Source organism: Bradyrhizobium embrapense (assembly GCF_001189235.2).
Classification (GTDB): Bacteria; Pseudomonadota; Alphaproteobacteria; order Rhizobiales; family Xanthobacteraceae; genus Bradyrhizobium; species Bradyrhizobium embrapense.
On record NZ_LFIP02000003.1, the window covers coordinates 692,807 to 718,718 of the forward strand.

The window sequence follows — 25,912 nt, forward strand, 5'->3', positions numbered from 1 at the left end:
CGGCGGCTTCTTCAATGTTGCATATGGTTCGGCAGCCAGAGGATGATCTCCGGAAATGCCACGAAAATGGCGATTGCGATCAGATGCGCGATGAAATGCGGGAACGTGCCGTGGAACACCTCGCCGACGGGGCGGTGAGCATAACGCGCGACGATGAAGCAATTCAGCCCAATTGGCGGTGTGATCATGCCGACCTCGGCGGTGACGATCTTGATGACGCCGAACCAGATCGGGTCGAAGCCGAGCGACTTGATCAGCGGCAGCACGATCGGAACTGTCAGCACCAGGATCGCGATCTGGTCCATGAATGAGCCGAGCACGATATAGCCGCACAGGATCAGCGTGATGATGATCCAGCGCGAGACGTCGAGCCCGCCGACCCAGCTGACGATGTTCTGCGTAACCTGGGTGAGGGTGAAGAAGTAGCCGAAGATGTGTGCGCACATGATGATCAGCACGATCATGCAGGTGCCCTGGGCGGCATGCCGTAACGTCGTGTAGAGCGAGGTCAGGTTGATCTTGCGCTTCCAGCAGGCGAGGCAGAAGGCCCCGAACGCACCGAAGGCCGAGGCTTCCGTCGGCGTCGCGATGCCGAGATAGATCGTGCCCGTGACGATCGAGAACAGGACCACCATCGGGCTGACCTGCCAGAGCAGGCTGAACCGCTCCGACCATGTCACCGCCGAAATCGTCGGAGCGCGCGTGGGATCGAGCAGCACCAGGATATAGATCGTCGACATGATGATGATAGTGACGAAGATCGCCGGGATGATGCCGCTGATCAGGAGCTTTCCAATGTTCACCTCGGCAAGCAGGCCGAAGATGACGAGCGCCACCGAAGTCGGCAGCAGCATTGCAAGCGTGCCCGAGATCGCGACGACGCCGGCCGCCATTTTTGGCTCATAGCCCTGTCGGATCATCGCGGGCAGGCTGGTCGACGACAGCGTCGCGGCGGAGGCCGTGCTGGTGCCGCAGATCGAGCCGAAGCCGGCGCCGGCCAACGCAGTTGCCATGCCGAGACCGCCGGGGATGCGTCCGACCCAAGCTGCTGCGGTCTTGAACAGGTCGTCGGCGACGCCCGACAGCAGCACCAGGTCTGCCATCAACAGGAACATCGGGATCGTGATCAGCTCGTAGGAGGTGACCGCCGACAGCGGCGTCGTTTGCAGCACGCCGAGCAGGATCGGCAGGCCGCCGGTCAGATAGAGGCCGAGCCCGCCGGAGAATGCCATGGCGAATGCGACCGGCGTTCCAATCGCCAGCAGGAAGAACAGCAGCGCAAGGATGAAGGTCGGAATCATTCGAAACCTCCGGTAGCCTTCTCCGAATGGCCGGAGATGGCCGGCAGCGGCAGCAGGTTTTCGCCGGTCAGGAGGCTTGCGGTATTGGCAATGAGATGAACGGCAAGGCGCAGCGCGAGAATTCCCGCCCCGACTGGCACGAAGATCGAGGACGCCCAGGTCGGCCATGGGATCGCGCCGGCCATCACGTCGCCCGAGACATAATTGTCGAGCGCGCGCTGATAACCGAGCCAGGCGATCGGAACGAAGATCGCAAGGCCGACGAGATTGGAGATGATGACGCAGAGGCGCTGGACGATAGCCGAGAAGCGCGGCAGCAGAATATCGACGCTGATATGGCCGTTGACCGCATAGGTGCCGGAGAGCGAGAGAAAGAACACGCCGGCCATCACGTAGAGCGAGATCAGGTCATAAGCCCAGGAGAATGGCTGGTTGAACACGTAGCGCATCACGACATCGGAGAAAACGATGATCATGATCGCAAACATCATCGCCGCGGCGATGGCCGAGGTCACCTTTTCGATGGCGGTCAGGGTCTTCAGGCTGGTCTTGATCAATTTGGGCTCCGTCCGTGTCACTGGGCCGGCACGGCCGCAACGGCGGCGCTGAATTCCTTCAGGGCGTCGCTGCCGTGCTTGCCGCGCGCATCGAGCCCGTCGGCCCATGCCTTACCCACGCCCTTCGTCAGGTCCTTGAGCTTTGCGACGACGTCGGGCTGCAGGGTGTCGAAGTGGACGCCTGCGGCTTCCATCGACTTCATGGTCTCGCTATCCTGTTTCTGCACCTCCTTGCAGGCGGACGGCAGGATCTCCTCGGCAGTGTCGATCATCGCCTTCTGGATCTCGGGAGACAGTTTCTTCCAGGCAGTCTCGCTGATCGAGTAGGCGACCACGAAGCTCGCGAAGCCAAAGCCGTCGGTAGAATGTTTCACGAGCTTGTCGGCGCCATAGGCGACGACGCTCTCGAGCGGAAACAGCAGACCATCCATCGTGCCGCGTGACAGCGACTCATACGCATCGGGGGCGGCCATGCGCGCCGGTACCGCGCCGATCGCACGCAAGGTGAGATCCTGCGCGCCGCCGGTCGAGCGCAGCTTCAGTCCGTTGATATCCGCGACGTCCTTCACCGGCTGTTTAACGGTCAGGATGCGATAGGGCGGCAGGCTCACCGCGAGGAGCAGGCGGATGCCGTTCGAGGTATAATCCTGCTGCGCGATCACGCCGCTTCGTGCGGTCTTCCAATAAGCGAGCGTGCCCTGGCAGGAATGCTCGAACGCGCCGGGAAGCATCGCGACTTCGGACACCGGCATCTTGTCGGACACATAGGCGGGTGCGACATAGCCGATGTCGGCGACGCCGGTTTGCGTCAGCTTGAGCATATCGGCGGCCTTGCCGAGCTGCTGGGCCGGATAATGCTCGAACGTCACGGCGTTGTTGGTGCGCTTCTGCACCTCGGTCATCCAGGGCTCGAGCACGAGACGGACGAGGTAGTGCCCCTTCGGAAAGGAGTCGGCGACCCGCAGCTTGATCGGCTCCGCTGCGGCTAGATTGATCGATGCGATGAGGAAGCCGTAACCGGCCAGCGCCTGCCGAAGCCCGCCCATTTTTCCTGCCCTGAGTAGCTTTGTTGTTTTGAGCAGCTGCGCACAAACGAATTTGCGCGTCAAGCAGGGCTCGGCTGAGCATGCCTGATCAGACAACCGGAGAGCGCGTGCTACCATGTACCGAAGCGATTGCGAGGGTAGATGGGATCGCGCGAGAGGATTCGAGCCGTCGACGCCGACGGCCTGTTGCAAGCCAACGCTGAGAAGCACCCGGATCTCGATGTCAATTTGTCCACCGCGCGGGAAATTCCTCCGGCGCTGTCGACGACCTGACGGCGACACCGTCGGCATGGTCGCCGCGATCACCATCGAGCGGAACCGATCCCGCTCAGACCGCGGGAAACTCCAGCGCGAAAGCCGCGCCCTGGCTGGACGGCAGGAGACGGATCGTACCGCCATGGCTGACCATCACGGCTTGTGCGATAGCGAGCCCCATGCCGGTGCCGCCGCTGTCGCGGCGGGTGGTGAAGAAGGCATCGAAGATCCTGTCGCTGTTGGCGTCGGAGATCGGGTCGCCGTTGTTGCTCACCGTCACCCTGACGGTCGATGCTTTTGCGGTCGTTTCGAGCTGCACCGACCTGGCTTTGTGACGAAACGCGTTGTCGACGAGATGTGCGAGTACGATCAGCGCCTTCTCGCCGGACATCGCGACGGAGCGGTCGAGGTCGCCTCTGGCCACGATGGTCCGCTCGGCAAAGCGGTTCTTCAGGTTCGCGATGACGCCGGAGAGTGGGGTCTGCTCGTTCCGCGGAGCGCTTTCCGCTCGCGCCAGCTCACGCAACCGCTGGCTCATCGCATCGAGCCGCTCGACATCGCCAAGGATGTTCGAGATGAAGCTCTGTTGCTCGGATCGAGTCAGCGCATCCGACTTGCTTTGGAGCGAGTCCTGCAGCAACTCGGCGGCACCCCTGATCGATGTCAGCGGCGATTTCAATTCGTGCGTCAGGTGGGCCGAGAAGGTGGCGATATAATCGGTGCGGCGCGACAGCTGCTCGGCCATGTCGAGGAAGCTGTCGGAGAGCTGGGCGAGCTCGCGGGTGCCATAGTGTTGCAGCGGCTGAAATGCATCGCGGTCGCCGCGGCCGATCCGCGCGGCACGATCGACGAGCTCCCGCATCGGACGTGTGACCGTGCGCGAGAACATCAGCCCGATCGCAATCGTCGCCAGCAGCACGGCCAACGTTGCGAGCAAGAACTTGCCGCGCTCCTGATAGAGATGATCGAAGATGTTGCTCGGCGTCCGCGATGTGTAGATTACGCCGGCGACGTGATCGTTGACGATCACGGGCATGGCGGAGAAGACATGGACGCCGACGCCGCGGCTGATCGAGTAGATCGGAGGCGGAGGCTTGTCGGGCATGCGGATGCGCAGCGCGGCACTGTACTGCCCGCCCAGCGCGGCAGCCACCTCCTCGATATGGGCAAGCGATTGCCCGACCTCCTGGCGCCCGGCGATCACCACGCCTTGCGGATCGAGAATCCGAAAACCCGCCAGCGTGACCTTCTGAGTCTCCAGGATGATCGGCATGAGCGCGGTCCCTATCTCGACATAGGCCGGATCCGCCGGCTTTGCCGCCGGCAGCGCATCGGGGCGCCGCCGCAACAGGTCATTGCCGGCAAGATCGAGCGCGGGACGGATCGGTGTCACTTGATCGTTGGGGTCGGGCAGGGCCTCTTGAGGGACCGCAGCGCCGAGCGGGATGCCATCGCCGAGCCGTGCATGCACGTTCCGCGCATAGATGGCGGCCAGCACGCGGCTCTGCGCGATCAGCTCGGCCTGGGTCTGGTGAATCAGCTGGTTGTCGTAGAGCCGGAAGAAGAACAACCCCATCAACGGCAGCACCGCGACGAGGGCGAGCACGGTAAAGATCACGAAGCTGAGCGACGGTCGCCACTTCTGGTCGGCGCGGAACGACGTCATGCCTGCTTCTCGCAGCGCCCGAGCTTGAAGCCGACGCCGTGCACGGTCTCGATGACATTGTCGCAGTTCGCGGCGGCAAGCTTGGCGCGGATATTGCGGATATGGCTGTCGATCGTGCGGTCGGAAACTTGGATGTTGAGCTGGTAGGCCGCGCTCATGATCTGCTCGCGCTTGAACACCGCGACCGGCCGCGTCAGGAAGGTACGCAGAATACCGAATTCGATCGCGGTGAGATGAAGCGCTGTGCCTGCGAATGACGCAACGTGCTGCTCGGGATCGATCGAGAGCTGTCCCCGCGAGAGCACCTTCGGTATCGTGCCGGCCGCGCGCGGCGCGAGCCGCCGCAAGATGACGTTGATCCGCGCGACCAGTTCGCGCGGACTGAACGGCTTGGTCACGTAGTCGTCGCCGCCAATCTCGAGGCCGAGGATGCGGTCGATCTCCTCGTCACGGGCGGAGAGGAACAGGATCGGCACGTCGGACGATTTGCGGATCTCGCGGCAGACGTCGAGGCCGTCGAATTCCGGCATACCGATGTCGAGCACGATCAGGTCCGGCCGTTCGCCGGCAAACCGGGCTAGTGCGTCCTTGCCGTCGCGTGCCTCGGTCACGCTCATGCCGGCTTTCCTGAGAGCGACGCGGATGACCTCGCGGATATGCGGGTCATCGTCGACGACGAGAATACGGTGGGTCAACGGGATCTCCGAATGCAGCGTTCTAGCCACGCCTTTGCTCTCGTTTGATGCAAATGTTCTACAGGGCAACCGCGGCGGGAGACAAGGACGGATCGGCTTCAAGACGGTCGGGAAAGGCCGGAGCGAGGCGGTCCGTCTCGAGCGGATGATATCCGACCCGCAGCTCGGCCATCTTGAGTCGCGCATGTGCATTCTGCGGGAACGCGATCAGCAGGACTTCAGGATTCCCATGCAGATTGCGTGCAGACGCGACGTATCCGCTCGCGCCGGTGAATCTCGTCTGATACGGACGACGCCGATCGGCCCATTCAGTCACGCGTGGTCTCATGCAAGTCAGCAAATGCATCGGCATTATCCTGCTCTGGATCGCCGGATTCGTATTCGTCCTGGTGGGCGTCAACAGCAACGATCCGTATCTCGTCCCATTGCGCGGGACGGGCAACCTTCTCCTCGTGGTCGCAAGCATCGCCGTCGTATTCGTGCTGGTCCATGGCGCGGCCTGGCACGGGCGGACGCGGGCAGGAAAGCTCCTGGTTACCCTGTGGTGCCTGCCGCCGCTGGCGATGCTCGCCGCGCATGGTGCGTTCGAGGTGCGGAAGCACCGCGTTCTGCAGACAGATCCGGTTCTCGCGCGGTCGCTCGGGCAGCACTTTGTTGTCGGCTATCGATCGTTCGACGAGGTCGTGCCGCTTGTGGAGAATGGGTTCGTTGCGGGCATCTATGTCACCCGGCGGAACATCGCCGGCAGGACGGCCGACGTGTTGAGGGCGGAAATCGCCACACTGCAGGCCAGGCGGTGGAGCGCGAGGTTGCCGCCGCTGATGGTCGCGACAGATCAGGAGGGAGGCATTGTTTCGCATCTGGCTCCGCCGCTCACGAGACTGCCCGCACTGGCCTCCCTGGCCGAGCTCGCGCCGGACGAGCAAAGGGCAAAGGCCGAAGAGTTCGGGCGCATCCATGGACGCGAACTGGCGTCATTTGGCATCAATATGAATTTCGCGCCGGTGCTCGACTTGCGTCCCGTGGCCAAGCACAACCGGCTCGATTTCAATACGCTGATCAATCAGCGGGCGATCTCCGATGATCCGGCCAAGGTGAGCGCGATTGCGGGCGCCTACATCCACGGCCTCGAGTCCGCAGGCGTCTCTGCCACCGTGAAGCACTTTCCGGGATTGGGCCGCGTGCGTGCCGACACGCATCATTTCAACGCCGATCTCAATGCGCCGGTTGGCGAGCTCGAGGCGACCGACTGGCGTCCGTTCCGCGATATGCTGTCCTCGACCGGCACGCGCCTGATGGTCGGGCACGTGGCGGTGAATGCGCTCGATCCAAGACGACCTGCGTCCCATTCAAAAGCCGTCGTGGACGGGCTGATCCGGAAGAGATGGAACTACCAGGGCATCGTCATGACGGATGATCTGGTGATGGGCGCGATCTACCAGCATGATGTCTGCACCGCGGTCGTGGAGGCGCTGAACGCGGGTGTCGATCTGTTGCTGGTCGCCTATGATGGGTTGCAGTTCTACCGCCTGTTCGCTTGCGCTGCGGATGCAGCTGCGCGAGGGGGCCTCGACGCCGCCATGCTGCACGACAGCGAGACGCGGCTGAGGCGCGCGGCGCTGGTCGACTAGACCGCCGAATTCAGGAATGAGCTCCGACGGCCGATTTGTTGTCCTGCTGCTTCGACCACGAGACGTAGTAGGCAACGGCAATCATCGCCGCGATGCCGAGGATGCTGACCGCGACCTGCCTGACCACCGAGTTCGGGCCTGTGATCAGGACCAGGTGCGCGGCAAAGGAGAGGAACACGCCTGCACAGAATACGGCGAGCCATTCCTCGCCGCACTTGATGATCGGTTGCAGAGCGTAGGATCGCAGATGCTCCCAATTGCATGGCACGAGCAACGTGAACAGAAATGTCAGGGCCAGGAAATGCAGGATGCGGTGCGGCGCGATGTCCTCCCGGTCGGCTGGCAAGAGCATGTCGCTTAATCCGCTCGGCATCATCTGGGCAAGTGCCGGAATGTCGCTGCCGGAGACGATCACAAGAGCGAACACCAGATACAACAGGGCGGCAGCACGCAGCGCCGGAACGGCCTGCAGCGCGCGAATCTCAGGCGCGAACTGCTTGCCGACGAGCGCAAGCCAGCCACCCATCACGAACAGCAATTGCCAGCAGAGCGGGTTCAGGTACCAGCGTCCATCCGGGTATGACGTCAGGTTCCAATCGAGCATGCGAGCGGTCGCATAAAGGGCGGTGGAGCCCGCGAGCGTCGCGTTCGGTGCATAGAACAGCCCGCACACGACAACGGGCTGGAACGCCATCAGAACGATAATGAGTTGCAGGACATCGAGATTGAGCGGCTTCGCCTGTAGGAACAGACCGTAGATCAGCGTTCGGATCCCGTGATCGATGAATCCGGTAATGTTGAACTCGCTGATGATCTCGGGTGCCGCAGTCCGGGCCGCAACATAGCTGATCAACTCGACATAGATGACGAAAAGAACGATGTAGGCGGCGTAAAGCTGCCACACGCGCCTGAAGATGCGGGTGGCCGCCACCAGCATCCCGCGCTCCACGGCCATCCTTGTGTAGATCAGCGTCGTCGCATAGCCGCCGACGAACACGAACAGATCAGTCGCGCCGCTAAAGCCGAAATTGCGCATGGTCAGTGCGCTGACGACGTTATGCGGAACGTGATCCAGAAACAGAAACCAGTTAGCGATGCCAAGCAGCAGCGCGATCCTGAGATCGCCATCGGCTCTCGCGATCTCGGCATTTGTTGTCGAAGTCATCTGAAACTGAAATCTGCCGGCCCGAGAAAACGATTCGCAATCTAGAGGGAACCCACGCCCGGTCCGAATAGACTCTGCGTGAACCCTATCTAGTCCGTTTCGGGTTCCGGCCAAGTGGTCGGCTCAAGAAAGATCACGTTTTCGCAATCACCACGTGAGCGCCATCAGACCGGCTCGTGTTTGCGCAGGTCGCGGGCGTGATCCAGCGTATTGGCTTGCAGGTCTGCGCCGGCCAGGGGGACTTCCGGCAGGGCGGCCTCGGCAAGGATCTCGTTCGTGACATCCTCGACCGAGCACGCAGCAATCTCGTGGATGAAACTGATATTGGTGTACTCCCCTGACGCCACCCGCGAGACGACCTCGCGCCGTGTCATTTCGGGGTCGACGATCGCCTCGCGGCCACGGCGGCCATAGTCGATCATCACGACAAAATACTGCATTGCCTGGTGGCTCGATGCGTTGACTTTCGTTGACCATTGTTTCCGATAATCGGAATTATGTCAAGCGAAATTGCCGAAAATCGGAACCCGGGCATGGGCCTCCAACCGATTCGGGCCCCAATGCACCCGAATCGGTCAGGCAGGGCTCTGAAGCCGCGCTGCTATTTCTCGGACGACCGTCCGCCTTGTGACCGGGCGGATTTGCGGCCCTTCGCGGCCGTCTTGCCGCGCAACCTTTCGATCTGGCCGCGGGGTAAGGTGACGCAAATCTCGCCGATCCATTCCAGCTTGACGCCGTTGATTGGCTTGGCATTGAAGCTCTTGAGATTGACCGTGCCGGACGAGGTGCCCCGCTCGATCGTCTTCAGATAGCGCTCGCCGCTCTTCAGCCGGACCGCAGCTTCCTCTCCGTAGAAGCTCGAGAGCGGGTAGCGCTGCTCGCGATACACCACGATGACATCGCCGTTCTCGTATTTCGGCAGCATCGAATCGCCAGAGACCTCGAAAGCGACGGTTTCCTCCGTCATCGGGAAGGGGAGCTCGATCTCGCCGAGCCCCTCCGGCGGGACCTGCTCAAGCTCGGGCTGGATCGATGCACCAGCGCCGACCCGGCCCACGATCGGCACCGAATTCAGCTCCAAGTATTCCATGATCGGGGCGATCTCCGATGCCTTGATCAAGCGGATTCCCGACAGGATTTCGGACACCGCCCCGGCGCGAACGCCCATTGCACGGGCAAGCCCGCCTTTGCTCTTTCCCGTCTTTTCCAGTGCCCGTTCGATAAGTGCCGCGTCCAGCATGTTGCATCCTCTCCAAAGCTGGATGCACTTTACCGTTACGATTATCAGAATTCAAGCTTGACTTTTTCTTCGGAATATCGGAAGCTATGCGAGGCGCCGGCGGAATGACAAAAATGGGAATTTGGAATGGATATGATGAACTGGCTGCCGGAGCATTCGGCGGCCTTGCAGGACCTGCGCGCCCGCGGCTTGTCCTACTCGGAAATCGCCGACACCATCAACGCAACCTTCAGCACGGCTTATACGCGCAACGCAGCCCTCAGCCGAGCACAGCGCATGGGGTTGGCTGGCCTCGATCGGCCAGAGCCATCCCTGTCAGGGCGCCTCGACCCACCCAAGCCGGCCTTGCCGGAGCCAGCGAGGATCGAAAGCCCGTGTGAACGGCGGGCCGAGCCGAAGTGCGATCTGCTTCGCTGGCCGAAAAGCTTCACCGAAACGGTGGAGATGCCTCAACTTCGTTGCGCGGCGGTCGCGCCGCGGCACCTTTCACTGTTCGACCTCAAGCGCGGAGACTGCCGCTATCCCTATGGCGGGGATGTCGATGGCGAAGCCATGACGTTCTGTGGTCACCCGCGCCAGCCGGGCTCGAGCTATTGCACCCCGCATTTTCACCTGAGCCGCGATTCCGAGGCATCGGCCCGGCCGGTCCTGAACGATGCCTGGCTTCAAACCGTCGGGGCCATCTGAGGCCGCTCACTTCCCGACCGATCGATGTCGGTCCGCACACAACCGCGATCGCGCGGAAGACGCCGCGCGCTTTCATGACACATTTCGGAGGTGACCAATGCCGCGCGCAAAACGCCGGAAGCCGTACGATCCCGCTGGAACACATGATCGGCGCTCCCAGGATCTGCCCTTTAACGCCGAAGTGGCGACCGTTGAGGTCGACAATCCTCTCGCGCTTGAGCTGGGCGAGAAGATCGTCGCGTTTCGCTCGATCCGCAACGACCCGCTCGGCCGGTTGCATGCACACCGGCAGATCGACGACACACAGTACCGGAGCGGTCGAGCCTTCCAGAACGATTGGGAGAAGGCCGAGCGCGGCCCTCGAGCGGTGGATACGACGCGTGAATATGTTGACGGAGGCCAGCAACGTGAGCCGATCACGGAGGGGCAGCGCCAGGCGACTTTGCGCCTGAGTCGCGCCGAGCATGAGCTCGGTGCCGACGGTTCGGCGCTGGTGCACGACGTCCTGATCCTCGGCATGACCATGGAGCAGGTTGGACAGCGGCGCGGTTTGTGTACGCAGCGTTGGCAGGACTATTTTGCGCGGCGTCTCAAGGAGTGCCTGGATCGGCTGGCGCTGATGTACGGGTTCGCAACGCCGAACAAGGTTCCGGCGAAGGACTGGCAACGCTGAAGTGATGTGCTCGCGTGCCGGTTGCCGCAGAGGCATCCGGCACGACAGTGCTGCATCACATTGCAGCCCTGTGCTTTGCCCCACACTCGGCTCGTCCGTGTGTCGTCAAAGACCGTCGACAGCAACGCGGAATCTCATGTAACTTCGCCCGCGTCGATGACCTGCCTGCATTCGAGTGCAATGTGATGGTGTGGGGAATGGTCTGGTACACCTATAAGGGAGCTGGCAGCGGCGACGCCCGCCTACGTCTTATTCCAGCATCGCGATCATCACGAATAACGTGGGTCGATGCCGGCGCGGGGTCCTATCAATTCACCCAAGGAGAACCGAGCGATGAGTCACACTGGAAACTGCTTTTGCGGCGCCGTCGAGCTCAAGGTCACTGGAGAGCCTGAGGCGATGGGTTACTGCCATTGCCGTTCATGCCGCTCCTGGTCCGGCGGCCCGGTGAATGCGTTCAGCCTATGGAAGCCCGAGGCGGTCGAGGTCACCAAGGGCGCCGATCATGTCGGGACGTACGAGAAGACCGCGATGAGCCAGCGGAAATACTGCACCAAGTGCGGCGGTCATCTGATGACGAACCACCCGACGCTTGGGCTCGTCGACGTTTTCACTGCAACGATCCCAACGCTGAAGTTCAGCCCCGGCGTTCACGTCAACTACTCCGAAGCGGTGCTGCCGATACGTGATGGCCTGCCGAAGCTAAAGGACTTTCCGGCCGAGTTCGGTGGCTCCGGCGAAGTGATCGCCGAATAGCGCGACGATTCTCGCGCGGGTGGCGACGGAGCGTCGCTACCCGCCGATGTTTATCCTTCCGCTGGCCGAACGCACCGACAGATCCGGTATCGGCGGGTATCCGTGATGTTCGAATCGTTGGCCCGGGTCGGCGCTGCTCCTTGCTGGTGACAGCCATGTCAGGCGAAGGTCCCGCCCTGCAAAATCCGGGTTTGGTTTTGGTGACGCCCTTCCGCTAAAAGGCAGGCAACGCCGGTCCTGGCTAGGGTCGTCGTATTTCACCTGACAAAAATAACAGAGGAAGCGTCAGATCATGACCAAACCAGAATTGCCGGGGCGCACGCCGCGCGGGGAGGGAGTTCCGACTGCGCTCGATGGCCTGCTGGTGGTCGACTTCACCCGCGTCGTCGCCGGCCCGGCCTGCACGCAAACGCTGGCCGACTTCGGGGCCGAGGTCATCAAGATCGAGAATCCGGACGGTGGGGACGACACGCGCGCCTACGAGCACGCTGAAATCGGCGGGGAGAGCGCCGCATATCTGAGCCTCAATCGTAACAAGCGTGGCATTGCGCTCGATTTCAACAATCCTGCGGCGCTCGAGGTCGCGCGCGCGTTGATCGCCAAGGCAGATGTCGTGGTGGAGAATTTCTCCGGCGGCGTGATGAAGAAATTTGGCCTCGACTATGCGTCGGTGGCGCCGACTAATCCGCGGCTGATCTATTGCTCGATCTCGGCCTATGGCCGCAAAGGCGATTTCGCGCTGCGCCCGGGCTTCGACCCGATTACGCAGGCCGAAAGCGGCTTCATGTCGCTGAACGGCTTTCCGGACGGCGAACCGGTGCGCACCGGGCCGCCGATCGTGGATATGGCGACCGGCATGTCGGCCTGCAACGCCATCCTGCTCGCCTTGATTGCGCGCGATCGGCTTGGTCGCGGGCAGCAGGTCGAGGTCGCGTTGATCGACACCGCGGTGTCGATGACGGGCTTCTACGGCATGGCCTATCTCATCAACGGCAATAACCCCGGCCGTTTCGGCAACTCACCGAACGGTTCGCCGACCGTCGGCGTCTACCGGGCGTCCGATGGGCCGCTCTATATGGCCTGCGCCAACGACCGTCTCTATCGCCGGCTCGTCACCGACGTACTCGAGCGCCCGGATCTCGTCACGGACCCCGAGTTTGCTCACCGCAAGGCGCGGACCGCCAACAAGGAGAAGCTGCGCGGCATCATCGCCAGCGTGTTTGCAAGCGACACACTCGAGCACTGGATGGCAAAGATGAAGAAGGCCAATATTCCGGTTGGCTATCTGCGTACCGTCGAGGAGGGCTTTAACGCACCCGAGGTGCGCGATCGTCATCGTCTGAGCAAGATCGCACATCCGACCGCCGGCTCGGTTCCGAACATCGAGTCGCCGGTCAATATGAGCCTGACACCGGCGGTCGATCCGGTTGCGGCTCCACTGCTCGGTCAGCACACCCGGGATGTACTGAGCAAGACGCTTGGCTACGACGACCGGCGCATCGCCACGCTGGCCGAGGCAGGCGCGTTCGGCAAGCCAGGCAACACCGGCTGGCCGTTCAGCCTGAACCAAGGATCAGATGCGCGCTAGCCGCCCCTGAGGCGAGAAGGAAGCCTCTCGCCCCACTCGTGCCGATGGCCCTAGACCCGGAACTGGCCTGTTCGGACCTCAGTTCGGCTTGCTGCGCAAGTTGTTCCTTGGCATAGTTTCAACTTCCTCGGGCTCCGCCCGATCAATCTCGAGACGGGCCATTCGGAGTATCAAGGTTGCCGTGGTCAGGCCAAGGCGTTCGGCCTCTTGCGCTGCGGTGTCGACCTTCTGGGCCAAGCCTTCACGTTTACCTGGGTATGCCATTCGTAATCCTCACTTAAGGTGCGAGATGAAAAATCCCACATACGTTGCAGAGCTGCAGAACAAGCTCGGAGCTCCATCGAGCGAAACACTGGAAAGCCTGCGACTGTTGAAGGCCTTCCTTCGACTTGCGCCCGACCAGCGTTTCGAGGTCCTCGAGCTGGTCGAACGTTTGGCGGTTGAGCCGCCGCGCGATCCCTCACTGTCCTGAGGTGCTCGCAATCTCTCCTGTGCGTCAGTGGTTCAATGGTTTCGCAGGCGGCTGGATCGCAATCACATAGATTGCACCGCCTTCCAGCGCCTCGGATTGATGCCGGGTGCCGGCAGGCAGCAGGATGGTGTCGCCGGCGCCGACCACCTGCTCGCCGCCATCCCAAATGAAGTTCAACCGGCCACTGATGATCATCAGGATTTCATCGACCGGATGAGTATGGAAGTGATGCACCTTGCCGGCTGCATCATGCTGCAGCTCGACGGATCCCTGGGCCGGGAGCAGGTTCAGGATCTCCGGATCGATGGCAAATGCGGTCTTCGTGCCCGCGATGATCTGGGTCATGCTGCCTGCTCCTTGTTCGTGATAGGTGGCGTCTTGTTCTGCGCGAGCTTGGCGAAGGGGCAGCCTCCGCTCGCATTGTTGTCGTCGTGCAGGAAGTACTGCAGATACTCGCGGCCATCGGTCGCGCCGTAGCGGCCAAGAAGCGGAGAGGGGCTGGCGCTGTCGTAGGGGATCAGGCGCTTGCGTACCTCGGCGAACGCCGCGGTCGCGGCCTTTTCCGTCCCGAGGATCTTGTCGAACACCCAGCGCGGCTGGAACGTGAGCATGAAGGCACTGGATCGACGGCTCTGGCGCATCACATGGGCCGGTGTCGTGCACACGACGAAGATCGGCTCGCCCGCAAACGAGAACTCCCACATCGGATGGTCGATCTGTTCCGGAATCTCTGATGGCCACGGGTACTTGTCCAGGCGCGCGAGCTGATCGAGCGTCAGCCACATCTTGCGGTAATAGGCGTCGAGGGTCTGCACGGGGCGGGGCCGTGTGAACACGATCAAGGAGGTGTTAGGACCGAACGAGCGCGCCTCCGAAACATATCGTGCGAGCTGCTCGCCGAGCACCGCGACGTCATACGGATCGAGGAACAGATAGCGGAGCTGATCCTGTCGATGTCCGGTCACCCCGAACACGCAAGGGAATGGCCTCGCCTCGCTGCTCATCTGCGCTTCAAACTCGGAGAACATCACGCTTTGCCAGCTGCTGACCGGAAAGTTTGATGCAACTTCGCCTTTTCTCAAGAACAAGCGCTCCATAACACCCCCTACACTCATAACGACACTAACGAGCTATCAACTTGCTTCTCATCAGCAGCGGCCCGGCGATGCCGGGCAGCGACATGAGAAGCAGAATGACGATCAAGGCGCTGTAGCCGCCGTCACCGATCGCGGCCGCATTGTGCACGGCGTCGGTCCCGGAGGCGTTGCTGGCGGCAAGCATCGCGACGCCGATGATCGGCTGCGAGACGCCGGCGAAGATCCCGGCAGCGGTGGTGTTCACGGAAGCGCCGACACCGATCAGGTCGGAGGTATAGAGCTTCTTGACGCATTTCAGCACCAGCGGGACGGTGCCGCCGGCGACGAGCCCCAGGGCCGTGAACACGACGGTGACGTAGGCAAGACCAAATGTCCGGGCGATCGGCGGTAGCAGCATCGCGATCAGCAGCATGCGCAATACGCAAATGCCGATCAATGCGCGGTCGAGCGCCGCCGCGGCACGATCGGCAGCGTGACCGAGGAAGATCGAGCCGAGTGCATTGCCGATCATGAAGGCGAGCAGCGGCGTTCCGGCAGCGGTAGGAGAAATGTGGAAGAAGTGGGCGACCATCGGAATGCCCCAGACGCCCGACAAGGTCGTCACGACCGCGAAGTGCGACGCGAACGTCATTGCGCAGCCCCAGTTCGCGAGATGGGCCAGCGATTGCCGCGCAGCGATCACGACGCCCTTCAGCGTCTTGTTGCTATGTGATGCCGGATCAGGCTTGAGCGCGAGCTTGGCGAAGGCGAGGTTGGCAAGACCAATGCAGGCGATGACCAGGAAGCAGGCCCGCCAGCCGAATCCCGAGACGGCGGCTGCGAGCGGCGTGGTTGCAATCACGCCTCCGACATAGCCGGAGACCTGCGAAATGCCCGACATCATGCCGAACCGCTCGTCGGCAAAGCTTTGTGCCACGAGCTTCAGCAGTGCCGTGAAGACCAGCGCATCGCCGCAGGCAATGATCAGGCGCGCGGCAAATACGTCGAGGAGGTTCGGCGCCAGCGCGAACGCTGCGCTGCCGAGCGACGAGGCAATCATGCTGACGAGGACGACGCGTTTGACGCCGTACCGATCGACCAAAAGGCCGGCCGGGATCTGCATCAAGGTGTAGCCCCAGAAATAGCTCGAGGCGAGCATCGCAACACCGGCCGCATCGGTGTTGAAGTCGTGCATGAAACTGAGGCTTACCGATTGCGGCGACACGCGCTGCAGGAAGGCAATGGCATAGGCGACGGCCACCGCCATCCAGGCGAGATAGGCGCGGTCGGTGAGGCGCGACGCAGGGGCGTAAACGGCTTGTTGTCCGAGCATCGACATCACACCCTCGCGTAACCGACCGAGAAAAGGGCATCAGCGGAATTCGGAATTTTCCGCAACATCGCGGCATCGACCAGCGATGCGGTGCCACGATAGGCCTGCCGATGGTGCTTAATGTGGCCGTAGGCGCCACGCATGATCATGTCGGGCAGTTCGAGCGGCTTGCCCGGATAGAGCGAGGTGCACATCTCGACACAGGCCTCTTGCAGCGCCGGATCCTGCGCGCCATCGAGCAAAGATGGAGTCACTTTTTCGCAAATCTTAGCGTTCGCCGCCCATACGATCGGATTGCGGGTCCGCCAGCCGTAGAGCAGTTTGCCGTCGGCTCTCTCCGCGGCGCCCGAACACTTCAGGACTTCCGATGTGAAGAAGCCGTAGAATCCGCGCCCTTGATGTGCCGGAAGCACTTCCGTGCCGCTCCGATAGATTCCAAGTCCGGCCGACATCTGCAGGATGCGATAGACCGAGAAGGCGACGAGCCCGGAGCCGTCGTAGACGAGGATCAGGCTGTATTTTTTGTCGAAGGGCGAAGAGGTTGCCGTCCAGTGCGGCTCCGTGGCCTGCCAGTTGACGGCGATGATGTCGTTCATGGCGTCCATCAGTTGCTGACGGTCGCAGGCTTCGATCCGGGAGGCGTCGGGTAGACTGTAGATCGCATAGTCCGTCCAAGGCGATTTGACCGCCTCGTATTTGCTGCCCAGATTTCCCGACATGGCAGAACTCCAGAATTCCACCGCGAGCTATACAGGGCGGCCTCGAATGGCTTAAAGGACAATATGCCCTCGAAAACTGCCAAAGCGTCCCGGCCCGAGCCACGTGACAAGAAAGCGACCCGGTCGATCGCGATCGTCGCCTTTCCGGGCGTGACCTTGCTGGACATTTCCGGACCGGCGCAGGTGTTCGCTGAACTGGAAGCGATCGAACTGCCGGGGCCCGGATACTCGATATTCTATTTGTCGACCTCAGGCGGATTGGTGCCGACCGATGTCGGCATGATGATCGACACGGCGCCGGTCGCCAGTGTTGCGCCCGCCGAGGTCGATACGCTGGTAATCCCCGGCGGGCCCGGTATCTGGAAGATCCGCAACGACGCCGGGTTGATGGACTGGATTGCGGAGGCGCTGCCGAAGGCGCGCCGTATCGCATCAGTCTGCCTCGGCGCGTTTGCGCTGGCCTGGACCGGGATTCTGGACGGCAAGCGTGCTGCAACGCACTGGCGCTATTGTCCGCGTTTGCAGGACAGCTTTCCCAACATTCGCGTCGAGCCCAACGCGATTTTCGTCAAGGACGGACGTGTCTGGTCGTCGGCGGGCGTCAGCGCCGGCATCGATCTGGCACTCGCGATGATCGAGGAGGATTTCGGCCACACCATCGCGCTCGATGTCGCGCGCAGGCTGGTGGTGTTTTTGAAGCGGCCGGGCGGTCAGAGCCAGTTCTCGACCGTCCTTGCAGCCCAGGCGTCGGACGTCGAGGGACGGTTCAGTGCGCTGCATGCCTGGATCATCGAGAACATCACTGAAGACCTCAAGGTCGAGACCCTCGCGGAAAAGGCCGGGATGACGCCGCGCACCTTTGCCCGAACCTATGTCAGCCGCACCGGCATGACACCCGCTAGCGGCGTCGAGGCGCTGCGCGTAGAGACGGCGCGCTTGCTGCTCGAAAGCCGCCAGATCGGCGGCGTGGTCGAGGTCGCAAAGCGCGCAGGATTTGGCGACGACGAACGAATGCGGCGGGCCTTCCTGCGCCACCTCGGCGTGTCGCCGACCGAGTACCGAAACCGGTTTTCGGGCAGCTAGCGCGTGTCGGACGGCTCAGTGCGGAGGCGTCGAAACCCGATCTATCTCACAAGCGAATAGCTGGCCTTCGCTGGCCGGTTGGGTGGGTCAAGGTGGTAGCTTTTCCGGTTTGTCTGCGGCTAATGTGCCGGCCAAATCGGGAGAAGAAACGACCATGAATGACGGGACCCCCATTCGGCAGGCGCGTAATGTTGAACTCGGCGCCAGCGGCGAGGAATTCCAGAACCTGCACGAGTTCGCGCAAAAGGCCCGCGCCAGGTTGAACCAGAATGCCTGGGACTACATCGTCGGCGCCTCGGAAACCGAGACCACGATGCGCCGTAACAGAATGGCGCTCGACGAAATCGCGTTCCGGCCGCGGGTTCTGCGCAACGTCATCAATGTCGATCCTTCCACCGAGGTATTTGGGCGCAAGCTTCGGCTTCCCGTGATGATCGCGCCGGTCGGCGCGCTGGAGATATTCGATCCGGATGGGGGCGCAGCCGTCGCGCGCGGAGCGGGGACGTTCGGCGCGGCGCATATGCTGAGCTCGGTGTCGGAGCCTGGGCTGGAAAATACCGCCAAGGCGGCACCCGACGCCTTGCGCATCTTCCAGCTCTATGTGCGCGGCGACGATGCGTTCGTCGAGGATACGGTCGGCCGGACCATCGACAATGGTTACGCTGCGTTCTGCCTCACCGTGGACACCGCCCATTACAGCCGGCGTGAGCGCGACATCGCCAAGCGCTATGTCCGCGAAAGCCGCGTCCGCGCCACCGGCGGCGATTTCCAGAAGGGGCTGGAATGGCGGACGGTGAAGTTGATCAAGGACAAGTTCAAGATTCCGCTCATTCTCAAGGGAATTGCTACCGCGGAAGACGCCAGGATCGCCCTCGACCACGGGGTCGACTGGATCTACGTCTCAAATCACGGCGGACGGCAGCTCGACCACGGGCGCGGATCCATGCACGTCCTGCCCGAGATCGTTCAGGCCGTCGCCGGCCGCGCCAAGATCATGGTCGATGGCTCGATCTGCCGCGGCACTGATATCGTGAAAGCCATCGTCTCGGGGGCCGACCTTGTCGGGATCGGCCGTTTGCAATGCTGGGCGCTCGCTGCGGCCGGCGAGGCAGGCATCGTCCGCATGCTCGAATTGCTGGAGGACGAGGTGATCCGCTGCCTCGGTCTGCTCGGCGTCACCAGCTTCGCCGAACTGGACAAGTCCTATCTGCATCCAGCGACGCCGACCAACCTGCCGAGCGTGTTCAGCGCATTCCCGCTGCTCGATATCGACCCTTACCGCTACTGAACCGCACCGCAGCGAGAGACACAAGGAGCGATGACGCGATCGGGGCTCCGGGCACCTCGATCGCGCCGTCAATCTGTGGTGTCCATGAAGCCGCCGCGGCAAAGACAAAGTCTGATCGAAATGCGGAGCTAGTGAGGTGAATGGCAGATAATCCATTCGCTGAATTTTCACTTGAACGCGCGATCGCCTTGCGATGGATCCTTCGCGATATCCAGGCCGGCAGGCTCAAATTGTCTCCGGTCAGTGACGAGAATTTGCGCGTTCTCACGGAGCTCGGTCTGGTCGAGCTGTATGACGACGAGCCCGAGCTGACGGAGGCGGCGGCCGCGGTGCTGAACGACTGAACGGACCAATCGCCTAGCGCGCGTTCAGGAAGCTCTCGCCGGAATTGCATGGCGCGCACTGATAGGTCAGCACGTCGTAGACTTGGTCGCGCGGCTCGATCAAGGCAAGCCGCATTTGCGTGCCGCACTTCATGCAAGGCATCTCTATGCTGGTCTTGAAGCGGGTGCAGGTCGGTGTTGGACGGACGGCGCGTAGCATCGGGACGCGAACGCGACCACGACGAGGTCGAATCACTATGCCACAGTGCTGACATGATTGGAATCGGTAGGTGGCGCGGTCTGCCCTGCTAGGTAATTTTTCCTCGGTTGGAGGAACGAGTGGGCGCTGTCATGGTTCGCGATACGGCGCTGACGTCGTCATAATCTATGCTAACTTGCCAGACACTTATTTCAGGGGCGCGATCATGATTGAGCCGAAGCTTGAAGTTCCCGCCGAGTTGCGCGATCTCGCGGAAAAGACCATCGACCAGGCCGAGAAAGCCTTCAGCCTGTTCTTTGATGCCGCGAGCAAGTCGATGACGGCGATGCCGGGCACCGGTACCGAGATCTCCAAACAGGCGCTGTCATTCACCGAGCAGAACATGAAGGCGGCGTTTGAGCACGCGCGCAAGCTCGTGCATGCCACGGATCTGCAGGAGGCGATGCGGATCCAGTCGGAATTCTTGCGCAGCCAGTTCACCAATGCCGGCGAACATATGCGTCAGATCAGCGGAAGCGTGATGTCCGCAACCAAGGACGCCACGAAGGGCAAGTTCTAGGGCGAGCGGCCCTTGCGGCGCGGTGACGTCTAGCGCCGGCGCGCGATGGCGATACCGAGCAGGAACGCGACAAACAGACTGGCGAGGGGCGCTTCACGCGTGACCGCGCTCACCGTGGCGAGGACGCCGCCCGGCCGGCGCGAGGTTGCGATCGCATCGCTGAGGCGGTCGGCCGCCGCTCGAAGTCCGTCCGACACCTCGGTGATGGTGCGCGAAACGTCCGTCGCGGTGTCGATCGCCCGCTCACCGAGCGTGGGCTGAAGCGGAGACTCGGGTGTTTCAGAGTTCATGTGTCGGCCGCGATTTCACTCAAGAGATGAGGTGGCCGTCCTGCTTATCCGGGCGTGCGCATTCTCGACGGTCACATATCATGAAAATTCAGCCGCCGGGAATTGGTTCCACCAACGTACGTCGCTTCCGCATTGGGGAACCGGAAACTTAGCTGCCGCTCGCGGTTTATCTCCGTGAAGGAAACGGCGATGACAATGCAGGCGCATGGCATATCGGATGGCCGTTCGGTCAAGCATCGCAATCGGCACGGCGGAACGCCGCTGTGGATCGCTGCGCTGGTAGCGATCCTTGGCGTGCTGGGCATGCTGATGGTCGACCACGGTCCGTGGAGCAAGCCGAAGGTGCAGCCGGCCGCTTCCGCCAACTACTCAACGACCGGCGAGGCAGCACGTGCGGCCGGCGCAAAGGTGATGCCGACCGAGCCCAAGACACCGATTGAGCCAGATCCACCCGGTCCAAAGCCCGCCCAGCCGGCAAATCCGAGTACACCGCAATAGATGCGGGGCGTCCTTGAGATTGCATCCGACGCAAGGTGCAGGAAATGGCTGGTCGGGCAAATTAGCGGGACAAGGCTATAGTCGAAATACTGCAGGACGATCAGCGCACGCTGACGAGCATGCCCCACGCTGCGGCGAACCCGGCACCGACGAGAACCAGCACCGGACTGTCGCAGAAGAGACCGCCATACTGGCACATGGTGGCACCGATCGAACCTATCTCATGATGGCCCGCTGCATAGAACAGGCCGGACAGGACCGCGAGCACGGCAGCAACGAAATACATCGACGCTTCCTCCTTGCAATCTAATTGCGGCGCGGGTCAACCGACGCGAGCCAAAACTGTCCTGATGTCGATCTAAAAGATGTGGGCTGGTTGTCCCCTTGACGCGTCGGGCAACTCAGCGGCACACTGACATCATCGCAGCCAGGATACGGCGATCGGCGCCGGCTCGTGTCGCGATTCCGGATCATGCATCAACTTTCGATTAGGGCGGTTTCTCACCGTCGAAGGCGACGCGTCGTATTTTATCGATCGCATTCAGCTCTTAAAAACATTTGACACGTCGGGCAACTCAGGGGCATAATCCGAAAATCAGAAATTATTGAGCCCGCGCGGAGCAATCCGAAGCGGGCTTTTTGTTTGCCGTTTCACCAATCGGACGGCGGCCGCAACGTCACGACGCCACATCCTCCCAGCCCGTCGCCTGAGCGTCGCAAGCGAGCCGCCGTCCGAACCCGTTGAAACGAGCACGAAATTGACCGGCGCGCGCGAACGCGCCGGTCCAGCGGCGCGGCGCAAGCCGGCGCCGCCAGCGGCCCCACTCGTCAGGGATAAGGTTCGCGCCCCAAAGATCGCCATCCGTTGCGCGATCTGCCGCACATTCATCCACCACAGGCGCCGCGCGAGCGCCGGCTCTTCTGCACAAAAGCTCCTGAAACCATGCGCAACAAATGCCCGGGTTTGTGGGCGCTGCTGCGCGGCATTTGCTCGTATACTCTAGAGAGCAGATGCGCCGCTGATTGCTGGCGATGAACCGCGGGTGTTGTAAGCTCGCCTGGTTCAATCATGAGCGGTTGGGGTGATGTCTCATCTAAATCGCCTTCCGCGGGGACAATTCATGGACGCCGAGCAGATTATCCGCGCGACACCGATGATCAATCATCTCTCCACGATTGCCGCTATCGGGTGCGTCCATCTCCGTCCGGCGACTTACAGATTGATCCTGTCTGTGGGGATTATCTTCGGCCTTTCGACGTTGGCGATCGGGATTACGGCGCTGCTCGTTGGCCCGTTCGACGATTTCGTTCGTGATACTGCAATCGGTACACTTGTGTCGTTCTCATCGCTCATTGTTGTCCTGACCGCAATTCTTGTGGGGATCAAGTGGATCTCACGCGTCGTCTTGTGGAACACGATTGTCTTGACTTCCCTCATTTTGGATTGGGCGGGAGTCTGGGCCTACTTCTGGGCTCTTTCGTAAGTACTCGTAAACCGACCTGAAACGCATACCCCAAAGAGATTGATCATGGCCTCTGCTCCGTCATACGGCAAGAAAACCCTGGCCTTGGTTCAATCGATGGCACCCCAGATCACCGCTGCGGCAGCGAGGTATGGAGTACCTGCAGAGGCCATTGCCGGAGCTTTGGCTCAAGCGCAGTTCGATCAGACCGCAAGCTACGAAAGATGAAGGCCTACCTCTCGTCTCTCTACGCAGACACGTCTCTTGGCATCGATTACGCGCGAGGGCTGGCAAGGAACCTATTTAATGCGGAGCGGGGAGCCTCGGACTACATCTCGGAAGATATCGTGCCAATCCCAACGCGATAACGGTTGGATCGGATGTCTGGACGAAATTCTTCAACCCGCTGTGGTCGATTGCGGTCTCGCCGGCATGAATTTCACAACGCTATTCAGGCAATTCTGAAAAATCCAAATGATCCCGCCTTCGCGCCCTATGCGAAGAATCTATACTCGGCGGGCGTCGCCTTGCAGAATGGCAGCGACAAAGCGCTGACAGCATCAGCGATCGCTGCATATTTGCAGCACGGTCTTGGCGTTTATCAATCCAACATGAGCATCAATGGAGACCCGACGACGGGGATCAACGCTTGGAACGGCTTAAGCCCGGAACTGCAACGCGCACTGCTTGTTCAGTTCTACAAGCAAGGTCCGACTCCAGAGCGGGTGCTGAGAAACAAGTGGAATGCTGTGCAGCGCGGTGTTGCTGCGTTCCGCAGATCGGTGCTGACGGAGCTGGCGCGACATATCTGGCAAACCAATCCGCGGTGGCGCAGGCGTTGGCTGACGGACCTGCCGACTTTGCGGACCGCTGGAGCGCGGTGCCGGCATCCGCTGCGAGCGGCGGCCCAGCTCGATCATTCGCTGCGCTACCCGGCGATGTTTCGCAGGTGGAGGCCGGTAAGAAAGCGGCTATTCGGCACTTGGTCCGTGTACCGGTTGCGGGCGAGGGGCAAACTGCATTCGATGTAGGAGCGCCGGCCGTGCCGTTGGTTCCGTCCGCGTCGATTCCCTCTACTGGCCGGCCCGCTGCGTTCGATGAACGGTTTCCTGCGTCCTCTCCTCCGGCAGCTGCGCCCTCGGCAGCGGCGAGACCGCTGAGTCCGTTCAGCGGACAGCCCATGCGATACCTGCCGCCGTCGGTGTTGCGTGTTCCGGACAATTCCGATGTTCCGGAGACGGATTTCAATGATTGGCTGGCCGGCCGGCCTGATCAGGCCACGTCCTCGTCAGTGACGGTCCGTGGGCGACCACCGCAGCGAGGTGGTAGCTCGGTGCCAATGCAGTCCTGGCTCATCGGCGGCAGGTTTGTCGATCTTGAAAATTCGCACCGCAAAAATGTACAAGCCGCTGTAGCAGGTGGCGCATCGAACGCTTCCGCTTCATCTCGCAAAAACGTTTGACACGTCGGGCAACTCAGGGGCATAATCCGAAAATCAGAAATTGTTGGGCCCGCACGGAGCAATCCGCGGCGGGCTTTTTGTTTGCCGTTTCGCCAATCGGACGGCGGCCGCAACGTCACGACGCCACATCCTCCCAGCCCGTCGCCTGAGCGTCGCGAGCGAGCCGCCGTCCGAACCGATTGAAACGGGCACGAAATTGGCCGGCGCGCGCGAACGCGACGGTCCTGCGGCGCGGCGTAAGCCGGCGCCGCCAGCGGCCCCACACGTCAGGGATAAGGTTCGCGCCCCAAAGATCGCCGCCCGCTGCGCGATCTGCCGCACATTCTATTCGATGGCCGCATCGCGCGTTGACGGCCGATCAACGAGGTTCGCATGACTGCCTATCTGATATCGCTCGCGCTTGCGGGCCTGATCGCCATTGCATTGTCGGAGTTCGCATGAGCGCAGAGATCATACAGTTCATCCCCCGTCCGCGTCACGAAGGCGAGCGAACGGATTTTCCGACGATCGCATTTCGCTCGGTGGTGCCCGATCCTGACACGAATGATGCCGATACGGCTCCGAGTGAATATCTCCCGTCCGATTGGGAGGAGAAGTGAGTGGCGAGGACGACTACGCAGATCCGTTCGCTTGCGCGGAGCCATACGAGAAGCGCACTCAACGCACTGGTCGGCGTGATGCGATCGACCAGCGCCACTCCGGCTGCCCGCGTCTCGGCGGCCAATGCCATCCTCGATCGCGGCTGGGGCAAAGCGCCGCAGGCGATCGAAAACGCTGACGGGGCGCTCGAACTTGTGCACCGCATCGAGCGCATCATCGTTGAACCCGAGGAGATTGACGGCGAAGATGCCTGAGAGCAGCGGCCCGTCCGATTTGGGCTGACTTTGTCGACGACCCCGCCAAAACGTTCAATCACGTCGATGCGAAGCCGAACCACTGTCGCGGCCGGCTCTTGCATCGTGGGCCTCGTTCTACGGGACCGCTCTACCAACGCGTTGCCCGGCATGATATCTACCATGGCGTGTCCGAGCGGAGCGGTGCCATTGTGCGATGATGCGGCCTAGTCGGTCGGTAGCGGCCAGTGCGGCCGCGTGCTCGATGATCTGGAAATGCGATCCAACGAACCGGGCATGAGTTGGTAAATCACTGCAAAGCGGGGGCAGCCATGCGAAATTTCGTTCTCTTGTTTGCAAGTCTCGTCGTTCTTGTCGATGCGACCTTGCCGATGAGTGCCGAGCAATCTTCTGAACAAGCGGGTGCGCCGGCGTCGAGAGTCAAGACCTGCAGCGAGTCGTTTTCACGCGACGCTACTGCGGAATTCAATGCACGGTGCGTGGCGTTGGCGGGGCCGTTGGCCGCAATGCGAGGCAACACTCTCGTTCTTCGCATGGATAGCGGCAGCCGGAAAATATTCGATAACAAGAACGGATTCGGAAGGAGTGAAGGAGGATTTGGTTACGGCCTTGCCGACTTCTATCCATCGACACGTATTTTTGTCGTTTGTGACCACGGAGCGGACGGTGGTCAATGCGCGGCTATCGAGGGAAGAACAGGTCGCGAGCTCGATTTCGGAAATGCGTTTCCTCAATTTTCTCCAGACGGGAATCTAGTGCTCACCGAGGAAGGCGGCGAGGACGAAACAAGCTTTGCGATTCTCGACGTTCGAGGCAAAAAGCAGCGTCCAGTTTGGACATCGAAAGAAAGCAAGACTCCCTTGCCCGCAAAAGCGACCTTTGTCGCGTGGATCGATGACAAAACGATCAAGCTTGAGAGCCCCGACAAGAAGCCCGTGGTTTTGACCCAAGGTTCAGACGGAACGTGGAGCGTCAACGCTGCGCCTTAGCCGCTGCAGGGGCGGCTCATTGG

The 25,912-nt window shown here is 61.7% G+C and carries 32 protein-coding genes; 17 read left to right on the forward strand and 15 right to left on the reverse strand.

The genetic code is table 11. From position 1 onward, the window contains the following. Positions 1–11: 11 nt before the first annotated feature. Genes AKN83_RS17290 through AKN83_RS17300 form a run of 3 tightly spaced genes read right to left on the reverse strand, consistent with a single transcriptional unit; the run spans position 12 to position 2,904 of the window. Positions 12–1,301, reverse strand: coding sequence for a TRAP transporter large permease (locus AKN83_RS17290; protein ID WP_050405273.1), 1,290 nt, complete (start codon positions 1,299–1,301; stop codon positions 12–14). Then, positions 1,298–1,858 carry a TRAP transporter small permease gene (locus tag AKN83_RS17295; protein WP_157113426.1) on the reverse strand — a complete coding sequence of 187 codons (561 nt, stop codon included), beginning with the start codon at positions 1,856–1,858 and terminating at the stop codon, positions 1,298–1,300. Before AKN83_RS17295 ends, AKN83_RS17290 begins: the two co-directional genes overlap by 4 nt. A 17-nt stretch (positions 1,859–1,875) precedes the next feature. Further along, positions 1,876–2,904 (reverse strand): TRAP transporter substrate-binding protein, encoded by a 1,029-nt coding sequence (locus AKN83_RS17300; protein ID WP_050405274.1) that lies wholly within the window; start codon positions 2,902–2,904, stop codon positions 1,876–1,878. Between the two features lie 141 nt (positions 2,905–3,045). Here AKN83_RS17300 and AKN83_RS41740 point away from each other — a divergent pair, with 141 nt between their 5' ends. Further along, positions 3,046–3,177 carry a hypothetical protein gene (locus AKN83_RS41740; RefSeq protein WP_283807384.1) on the forward strand — a complete coding sequence of 44 codons (132 nt, stop codon included), beginning with the start codon at positions 3,046–3,048 and terminating at the stop codon, positions 3,175–3,177. Between the two features lie 55 nt (positions 3,178–3,232). Here the strand turns inward: AKN83_RS41740 and AKN83_RS17305 are convergent, their stop codons facing one another. From AKN83_RS17305 to AKN83_RS17315, 3 genes are read right to left on the reverse strand one after another with little or no spacing between them, the layout of a single operon-like run. Beyond that, a complete protein-coding gene (locus tag AKN83_RS17305) occupies positions 3,233–4,825 on the reverse strand; it encodes an ATP-binding protein (protein WP_050405275.1) in 1,593 nt (530 codons plus the stop codon). Next, positions 4,822–5,520: a response regulator transcription factor gene (locus tag AKN83_RS17310; protein WP_050405276.1), complete on the reverse strand. Its 699-nt coding sequence runs from the start codon at positions 5,518–5,520 to the stop codon at positions 4,822–4,824. The genes AKN83_RS17305 and AKN83_RS17310 overlap by 4 nt, the downstream gene beginning before the upstream one ends. Positions 5,521–5,578: 58 nt before the next feature. Continuing rightward, positions 5,579–5,836 carry a hypothetical protein gene (locus tag AKN83_RS17315; RefSeq protein WP_050405277.1) on the reverse strand — a complete coding sequence of 86 codons (258 nt, stop codon included), beginning with the start codon at positions 5,834–5,836 and terminating at the stop codon, positions 5,579–5,581. Between the two features lie 10 nt (positions 5,837–5,846). On the opposite strand from AKN83_RS17315, the gene AKN83_RS17320 reads away from it, so the two are divergent. Continuing rightward, positions 5,847–7,151 carry a glycoside hydrolase family 3 N-terminal domain-containing protein gene (locus AKN83_RS17320; protein ID WP_050405278.1) on the forward strand — a complete coding sequence of 435 codons (1,305 nt, stop codon included), beginning with the start codon at positions 5,847–5,849 and terminating at the stop codon, positions 7,149–7,151. A 10-nt stretch (positions 7,152–7,161) separates the two neighbouring features. On the opposite strand, the gene AKN83_RS17325 is transcribed toward AKN83_RS17320, so the two are convergent. The 3 genes from AKN83_RS17325 to AKN83_RS17335 form a co-directional block, all read right to left on the reverse strand. Next, positions 7,162–8,430 carry an OpgC domain-containing protein gene (locus AKN83_RS17325; RefSeq protein WP_347336832.1) on the reverse strand — a complete coding sequence of 423 codons (1,269 nt, stop codon included), beginning with the start codon at positions 8,428–8,430 and terminating at the stop codon, positions 7,162–7,164. Positions 8,431–8,480: 50 nt separating this feature from the next. Continuing rightward, positions 8,481–8,756 carry a hypothetical protein gene (locus AKN83_RS17330; protein ID WP_050405280.1) on the reverse strand — a complete coding sequence of 92 codons (276 nt, stop codon included), beginning with the start codon at positions 8,754–8,756 and terminating at the stop codon, positions 8,481–8,483. A 161-nt stretch (positions 8,757–8,917) separates the two neighbouring features. Continuing rightward, a complete protein-coding gene (locus tag AKN83_RS17335; RefSeq protein ID WP_050405281.1) occupies positions 8,918–9,556 on the reverse strand; it encodes a LexA family transcriptional regulator in 639 nt (212 codons plus the stop codon). Between the two features lie 126 nt (positions 9,557–9,682). On the opposite strand from AKN83_RS17335, the gene AKN83_RS17340 reads away from it, so the two are divergent. The 5 genes from AKN83_RS17340 (at position 9,683) to AKN83_RS41230 (ending at position 13,732) form a co-directional block, all read left to right on the forward strand. Beyond that, on the forward strand, positions 9,683–10,243 hold the full coding sequence (locus tag AKN83_RS17340) for a GcrA family cell cycle regulator (protein ID WP_050405282.1): 561 nt from the start codon (positions 9,683–9,685) through the stop codon (positions 10,241–10,243). Between the two features lie 97 nt (positions 10,244–10,340). Beyond that, the gene (locus tag AKN83_RS17345; protein ID WP_050405283.1) at positions 10,341–10,916 is read left to right on the forward strand and encodes a DUF6456 domain-containing protein; all 576 of its coding nucleotides are present in this window, start codon (positions 10,341–10,343) and stop codon (positions 10,914–10,916) included. A 333-nt stretch (positions 10,917–11,249) separates the two neighbouring features. Next, positions 11,250–11,672 (forward strand): GFA family protein, encoded by a 423-nt coding sequence (locus AKN83_RS17350; RefSeq protein WP_050405284.1) that lies wholly within the window; start codon positions 11,250–11,252, stop codon positions 11,670–11,672. 292 nt (positions 11,673–11,964) lie between these two features. Next, positions 11,965–13,260 (forward strand): CaiB/BaiF CoA transferase family protein, encoded by a 1,296-nt coding sequence (locus tag AKN83_RS17355; protein WP_430641561.1) that lies wholly within the window; start codon positions 11,965–11,967, stop codon positions 13,258–13,260. Between the two features lie 289 nt (positions 13,261–13,549). Beyond that, a complete protein-coding gene (locus AKN83_RS41230; protein ID WP_050405287.1) occupies positions 13,550–13,732 on the forward strand; it encodes a hypothetical protein in 183 nt (60 codons plus the stop codon). A 24-nt stretch (positions 13,733–13,756) separates the two neighbouring features. On the opposite strand, the gene AKN83_RS17370 is transcribed toward AKN83_RS41230, so the two are convergent. The 4 genes from AKN83_RS17370 to AKN83_RS17385 form a co-directional block, all read right to left on the reverse strand. Continuing rightward, entirely contained in the window at positions 13,757–14,077 is a 321-nt protein-coding gene (locus AKN83_RS17370; RefSeq protein WP_050405288.1) for a cupin domain-containing protein, read from the reverse strand. Beyond that, a complete protein-coding gene (locus AKN83_RS17375; protein WP_244522006.1) occupies positions 14,074–14,760 on the reverse strand; it encodes a YqcI/YcgG family protein in 687 nt (228 codons plus the stop codon). The genes AKN83_RS17370 and AKN83_RS17375 overlap by 4 nt, the downstream gene beginning before the upstream one ends. A gap of 94 nt (positions 14,761–14,854) precedes the next feature. Next, positions 14,855–16,147 carry an MFS transporter gene (locus tag AKN83_RS17380; protein WP_050405290.1) on the reverse strand — a complete coding sequence of 431 codons (1,293 nt, stop codon included), beginning with the start codon at positions 16,145–16,147 and terminating at the stop codon, positions 14,855–14,857. Further along, complete coding sequence (locus AKN83_RS17385; RefSeq protein ID WP_050405291.1) at positions 16,147–16,860, reverse strand: hypothetical protein; 714 nt, start codon at positions 16,858–16,860, stop codon at positions 16,147–16,149. Before AKN83_RS17385 ends, AKN83_RS17380 begins: the two co-directional genes overlap by 1 nt. 63 nt (positions 16,861–16,923) lie before the next feature. Between AKN83_RS17385 and AKN83_RS17390 the strand changes: the two genes are divergently transcribed. From AKN83_RS17390 to AKN83_RS17405, 4 genes are all read left to right on the forward strand, one after another. Next, entirely contained in the window at positions 16,924–17,943 is a 1,020-nt protein-coding gene (locus tag AKN83_RS17390; protein WP_050405292.1) for a GlxA family transcriptional regulator, read from the forward strand. A 154-nt stretch (positions 17,944–18,097) separates the two neighbouring features. After that, positions 18,098–19,231 carry an alpha-hydroxy acid oxidase gene (locus tag AKN83_RS17395; RefSeq protein ID WP_050405293.1) on the forward strand — a complete coding sequence of 378 codons (1,134 nt, stop codon included), beginning with the start codon at positions 18,098–18,100 and terminating at the stop codon, positions 19,229–19,231. Positions 19,232–19,419: 188 nt separating this feature from the next. Beyond that, on the forward strand, positions 19,420–19,575 hold the full coding sequence (locus AKN83_RS17400) for a hypothetical protein (RefSeq protein WP_347336833.1): 156 nt from the start codon (positions 19,420–19,422) through the stop codon (positions 19,573–19,575). Positions 19,576–19,979: 404 nt separating this feature from the next. After that, positions 19,980–20,333, forward strand: a complete 354-nt coding sequence (locus tag AKN83_RS17405) for a phasin (protein WP_029079996.1) — start codon at positions 19,980–19,982, stop codon at positions 20,331–20,333. Between the two features lie 29 nt (positions 20,334–20,362). On the opposite strand, the gene AKN83_RS17410 is transcribed toward AKN83_RS17405, so the two are convergent. Next, positions 20,363–20,623 (reverse strand): hypothetical protein, encoded by a 261-nt coding sequence (locus tag AKN83_RS17410; protein WP_050405295.1) that lies wholly within the window; start codon positions 20,621–20,623, stop codon positions 20,363–20,365. A gap of 195 nt (positions 20,624–20,818) precedes the next feature. Between AKN83_RS17410 and AKN83_RS17415 the strand changes: the two genes are divergently transcribed. Further along, complete coding sequence (locus AKN83_RS17415; protein ID WP_050405346.1) at positions 20,819–21,121, forward strand: hypothetical protein; 303 nt, start codon at positions 20,819–20,821, stop codon at positions 21,119–21,121. A 100-nt stretch (positions 21,122–21,221) separates the two neighbouring features. Here the strand turns inward: AKN83_RS17415 and AKN83_RS17420 are convergent, their stop codons facing one another. Next, positions 21,222–21,407 (reverse strand): hypothetical protein, encoded by a 186-nt coding sequence (locus AKN83_RS17420; RefSeq protein ID WP_050405296.1) that lies wholly within the window; start codon positions 21,405–21,407, stop codon positions 21,222–21,224. Between the two features lie 835 nt (positions 21,408–22,242). Between AKN83_RS17420 and AKN83_RS17425 the strand changes: the two genes are divergently transcribed. The 5 genes from AKN83_RS17425 to AKN83_RS39725 all read left to right on the forward strand — a co-directional run bounded on the left by AKN83_RS17425 (position 22,243) and on the right by AKN83_RS39725 (position 25,889). After that, on the forward strand, positions 22,243–22,605 hold the full coding sequence (locus tag AKN83_RS17425) for a hypothetical protein (RefSeq protein ID WP_050402801.1): 363 nt from the start codon (positions 22,243–22,245) through the stop codon (positions 22,603–22,605). Positions 22,606–22,964: 359 nt separating this feature from the next. Next, on the forward strand, positions 22,965–23,615 hold the full coding sequence (locus tag AKN83_RS39715) for a hypothetical protein (protein WP_157113428.1): 651 nt from the start codon (positions 22,965–22,967) through the stop codon (positions 23,613–23,615). Between the two features lie 868 nt (positions 23,616–24,483). Beyond that, on the forward strand, positions 24,484–24,645 hold the full coding sequence (locus AKN83_RS39720; RefSeq protein ID WP_157113429.1) for a hypothetical protein: 162 nt from the start codon (positions 24,484–24,486) through the stop codon (positions 24,643–24,645). Continuing rightward, positions 24,646–24,900, forward strand: a complete 255-nt coding sequence (locus tag AKN83_RS17430) for a hypothetical protein (protein ID WP_050405297.1) — start codon at positions 24,646–24,648, stop codon at positions 24,898–24,900. It begins immediately after the preceding gene. Between the two features lie 311 nt (positions 24,901–25,211). Next, entirely contained in the window at positions 25,212–25,889 is a 678-nt protein-coding gene (locus AKN83_RS39725; protein ID WP_157113430.1) for a hypothetical protein, read from the forward strand. Positions 25,890–25,912: the final 23 nt, after the last annotated feature.

Excerpts from the sequence above, each read along its gene's own strand:
- AKN83_RS41230 (WP_050405287.1), top strand. The coding sequence starts at position 13,550 with ATGAAAAATCCCACATACGTTGCAGAGCTGCAGAACAAGCTCGGAGCT.
- AKN83_RS17390 (WP_050405292.1), top strand. The coding sequence starts at position 16,924 with ATGCCCTCGAAAACTGCCAAAGCGTCCCGGCCCGAGCCACGTGACAAG.
- AKN83_RS17300 (WP_050405274.1), bottom strand. The coding sequence starts at position 2,904 with ATGGGCGGGCTTCGGCAGGCGCTGGCCGGTTACGGCTTCCTCATCGCA.
- AKN83_RS17415 (WP_050405346.1), top strand. The coding sequence starts at position 20,819 with ATGCAGGCGCATGGCATATCGGATGGCCGTTCGGTCAAGCATCGCAAT.
- AKN83_RS39715 (WP_157113428.1), top strand. The coding sequence starts at position 22,965 with ATGTCTGGACGAAATTCTTCAACCCGCTGTGGTCGATTGCGGTCTCGC.
- AKN83_RS17425 (WP_050402801.1), top strand. The coding sequence starts at position 22,243 with ATGGACGCCGAGCAGATTATCCGCGCGACACCGATGATCAATCATCTC.
- AKN83_RS41740 (WP_283807384.1), top strand. The coding sequence starts at position 3,046 with ATGGGATCGCGCGAGAGGATTCGAGCCGTCGACGCCGACGGCCTGTTG.
- AKN83_RS17345 (WP_050405283.1), top strand. The coding sequence starts at position 10,341 with ATGCCGCGCGCAAAACGCCGGAAGCCGTACGATCCCGCTGGAACACAT.
- AKN83_RS17395 (WP_050405293.1), top strand. The coding sequence starts at position 18,098 with ATGAATGACGGGACCCCCATTCGGCAGGCGCGTAATGTTGAACTCGGC.
- AKN83_RS17375 (WP_244522006.1), bottom strand. The coding sequence starts at position 14,760 with ATGTTCTCCGAGTTTGAAGCGCAGATGAGCAGCGAGGCGAGGCCATTC.
- AKN83_RS17320 (WP_050405278.1), top strand. The coding sequence starts at position 5,847 with ATGCAAGTCAGCAAATGCATCGGCATTATCCTGCTCTGGATCGCCGGA.
- AKN83_RS17410 (WP_050405295.1), bottom strand. The coding sequence starts at position 20,623 with ATGAACTCTGAAACACCCGAGTCTCCGCTTCAGCCCACGCTCGGTGAG.
- AKN83_RS39725 (WP_157113430.1), top strand. The coding sequence starts at position 25,212 with ATGCGAAATTTCGTTCTCTTGTTTGCAAGTCTCGTCGTTCTTGTCGAT.
- AKN83_RS17380 (WP_050405290.1), bottom strand. The coding sequence starts at position 16,147 with ATGTCGATGCTCGGACAACAAGCCGTTTACGCCCCTGCGTCGCGCCTC.
- AKN83_RS17305 (WP_050405275.1), bottom strand. The coding sequence starts at position 4,825 with ATGACGTCGTTCCGCGCCGACCAGAAGTGGCGACCGTCGCTCAGCTTC.
- AKN83_RS17335 (WP_050405281.1), bottom strand. The coding sequence starts at position 9,556 with ATGCTGGACGCGGCACTTATCGAACGGGCACTGGAAAAGACGGGAAAG.
- AKN83_RS17370 (WP_050405288.1), bottom strand. The coding sequence starts at position 14,077 with ATGACCCAGATCATCGCGGGCACGAAGACCGCATTTGCCATCGATCCG.
- AKN83_RS17290 (WP_050405273.1), bottom strand. The coding sequence starts at position 1,301 with ATGATTCCGACCTTCATCCTTGCGCTGCTGTTCTTCCTGCTGGCGATT.
- AKN83_RS39720 (WP_157113429.1), top strand. The coding sequence starts at position 24,484 with ATGAGCGCAGAGATCATACAGTTCATCCCCCGTCCGCGTCACGAAGGC.
- AKN83_RS17355 (WP_430641561.1), top strand. The coding sequence starts at position 11,965 with ATGACCAAACCAGAATTGCCGGGGCGCACGCCGCGCGGGGAGGGAGTT.
- AKN83_RS17340 (WP_050405282.1), top strand. The coding sequence starts at position 9,683 with ATGGATATGATGAACTGGCTGCCGGAGCATTCGGCGGCCTTGCAGGAC.
- AKN83_RS17405 (WP_029079996.1), top strand. The coding sequence starts at position 19,980 with ATGATTGAGCCGAAGCTTGAAGTTCCCGCCGAGTTGCGCGATCTCGCG.
- AKN83_RS17385 (WP_050405291.1), bottom strand. The coding sequence starts at position 16,860 with ATGTCGGGAAATCTGGGCAGCAAATACGAGGCGGTCAAATCGCCTTGG.
- AKN83_RS17330 (WP_050405280.1), bottom strand. The coding sequence starts at position 8,756 with ATGCAGTATTTTGTCGTGATGATCGACTATGGCCGCCGTGGCCGCGAG.
- AKN83_RS17420 (WP_050405296.1), bottom strand. The coding sequence starts at position 21,407 with ATGTATTTCGTTGCTGCCGTGCTCGCGGTCCTGTCCGGCCTGTTCTAT.
- AKN83_RS17350 (WP_050405284.1), top strand. The coding sequence starts at position 11,250 with ATGAGTCACACTGGAAACTGCTTTTGCGGCGCCGTCGAGCTCAAGGTC.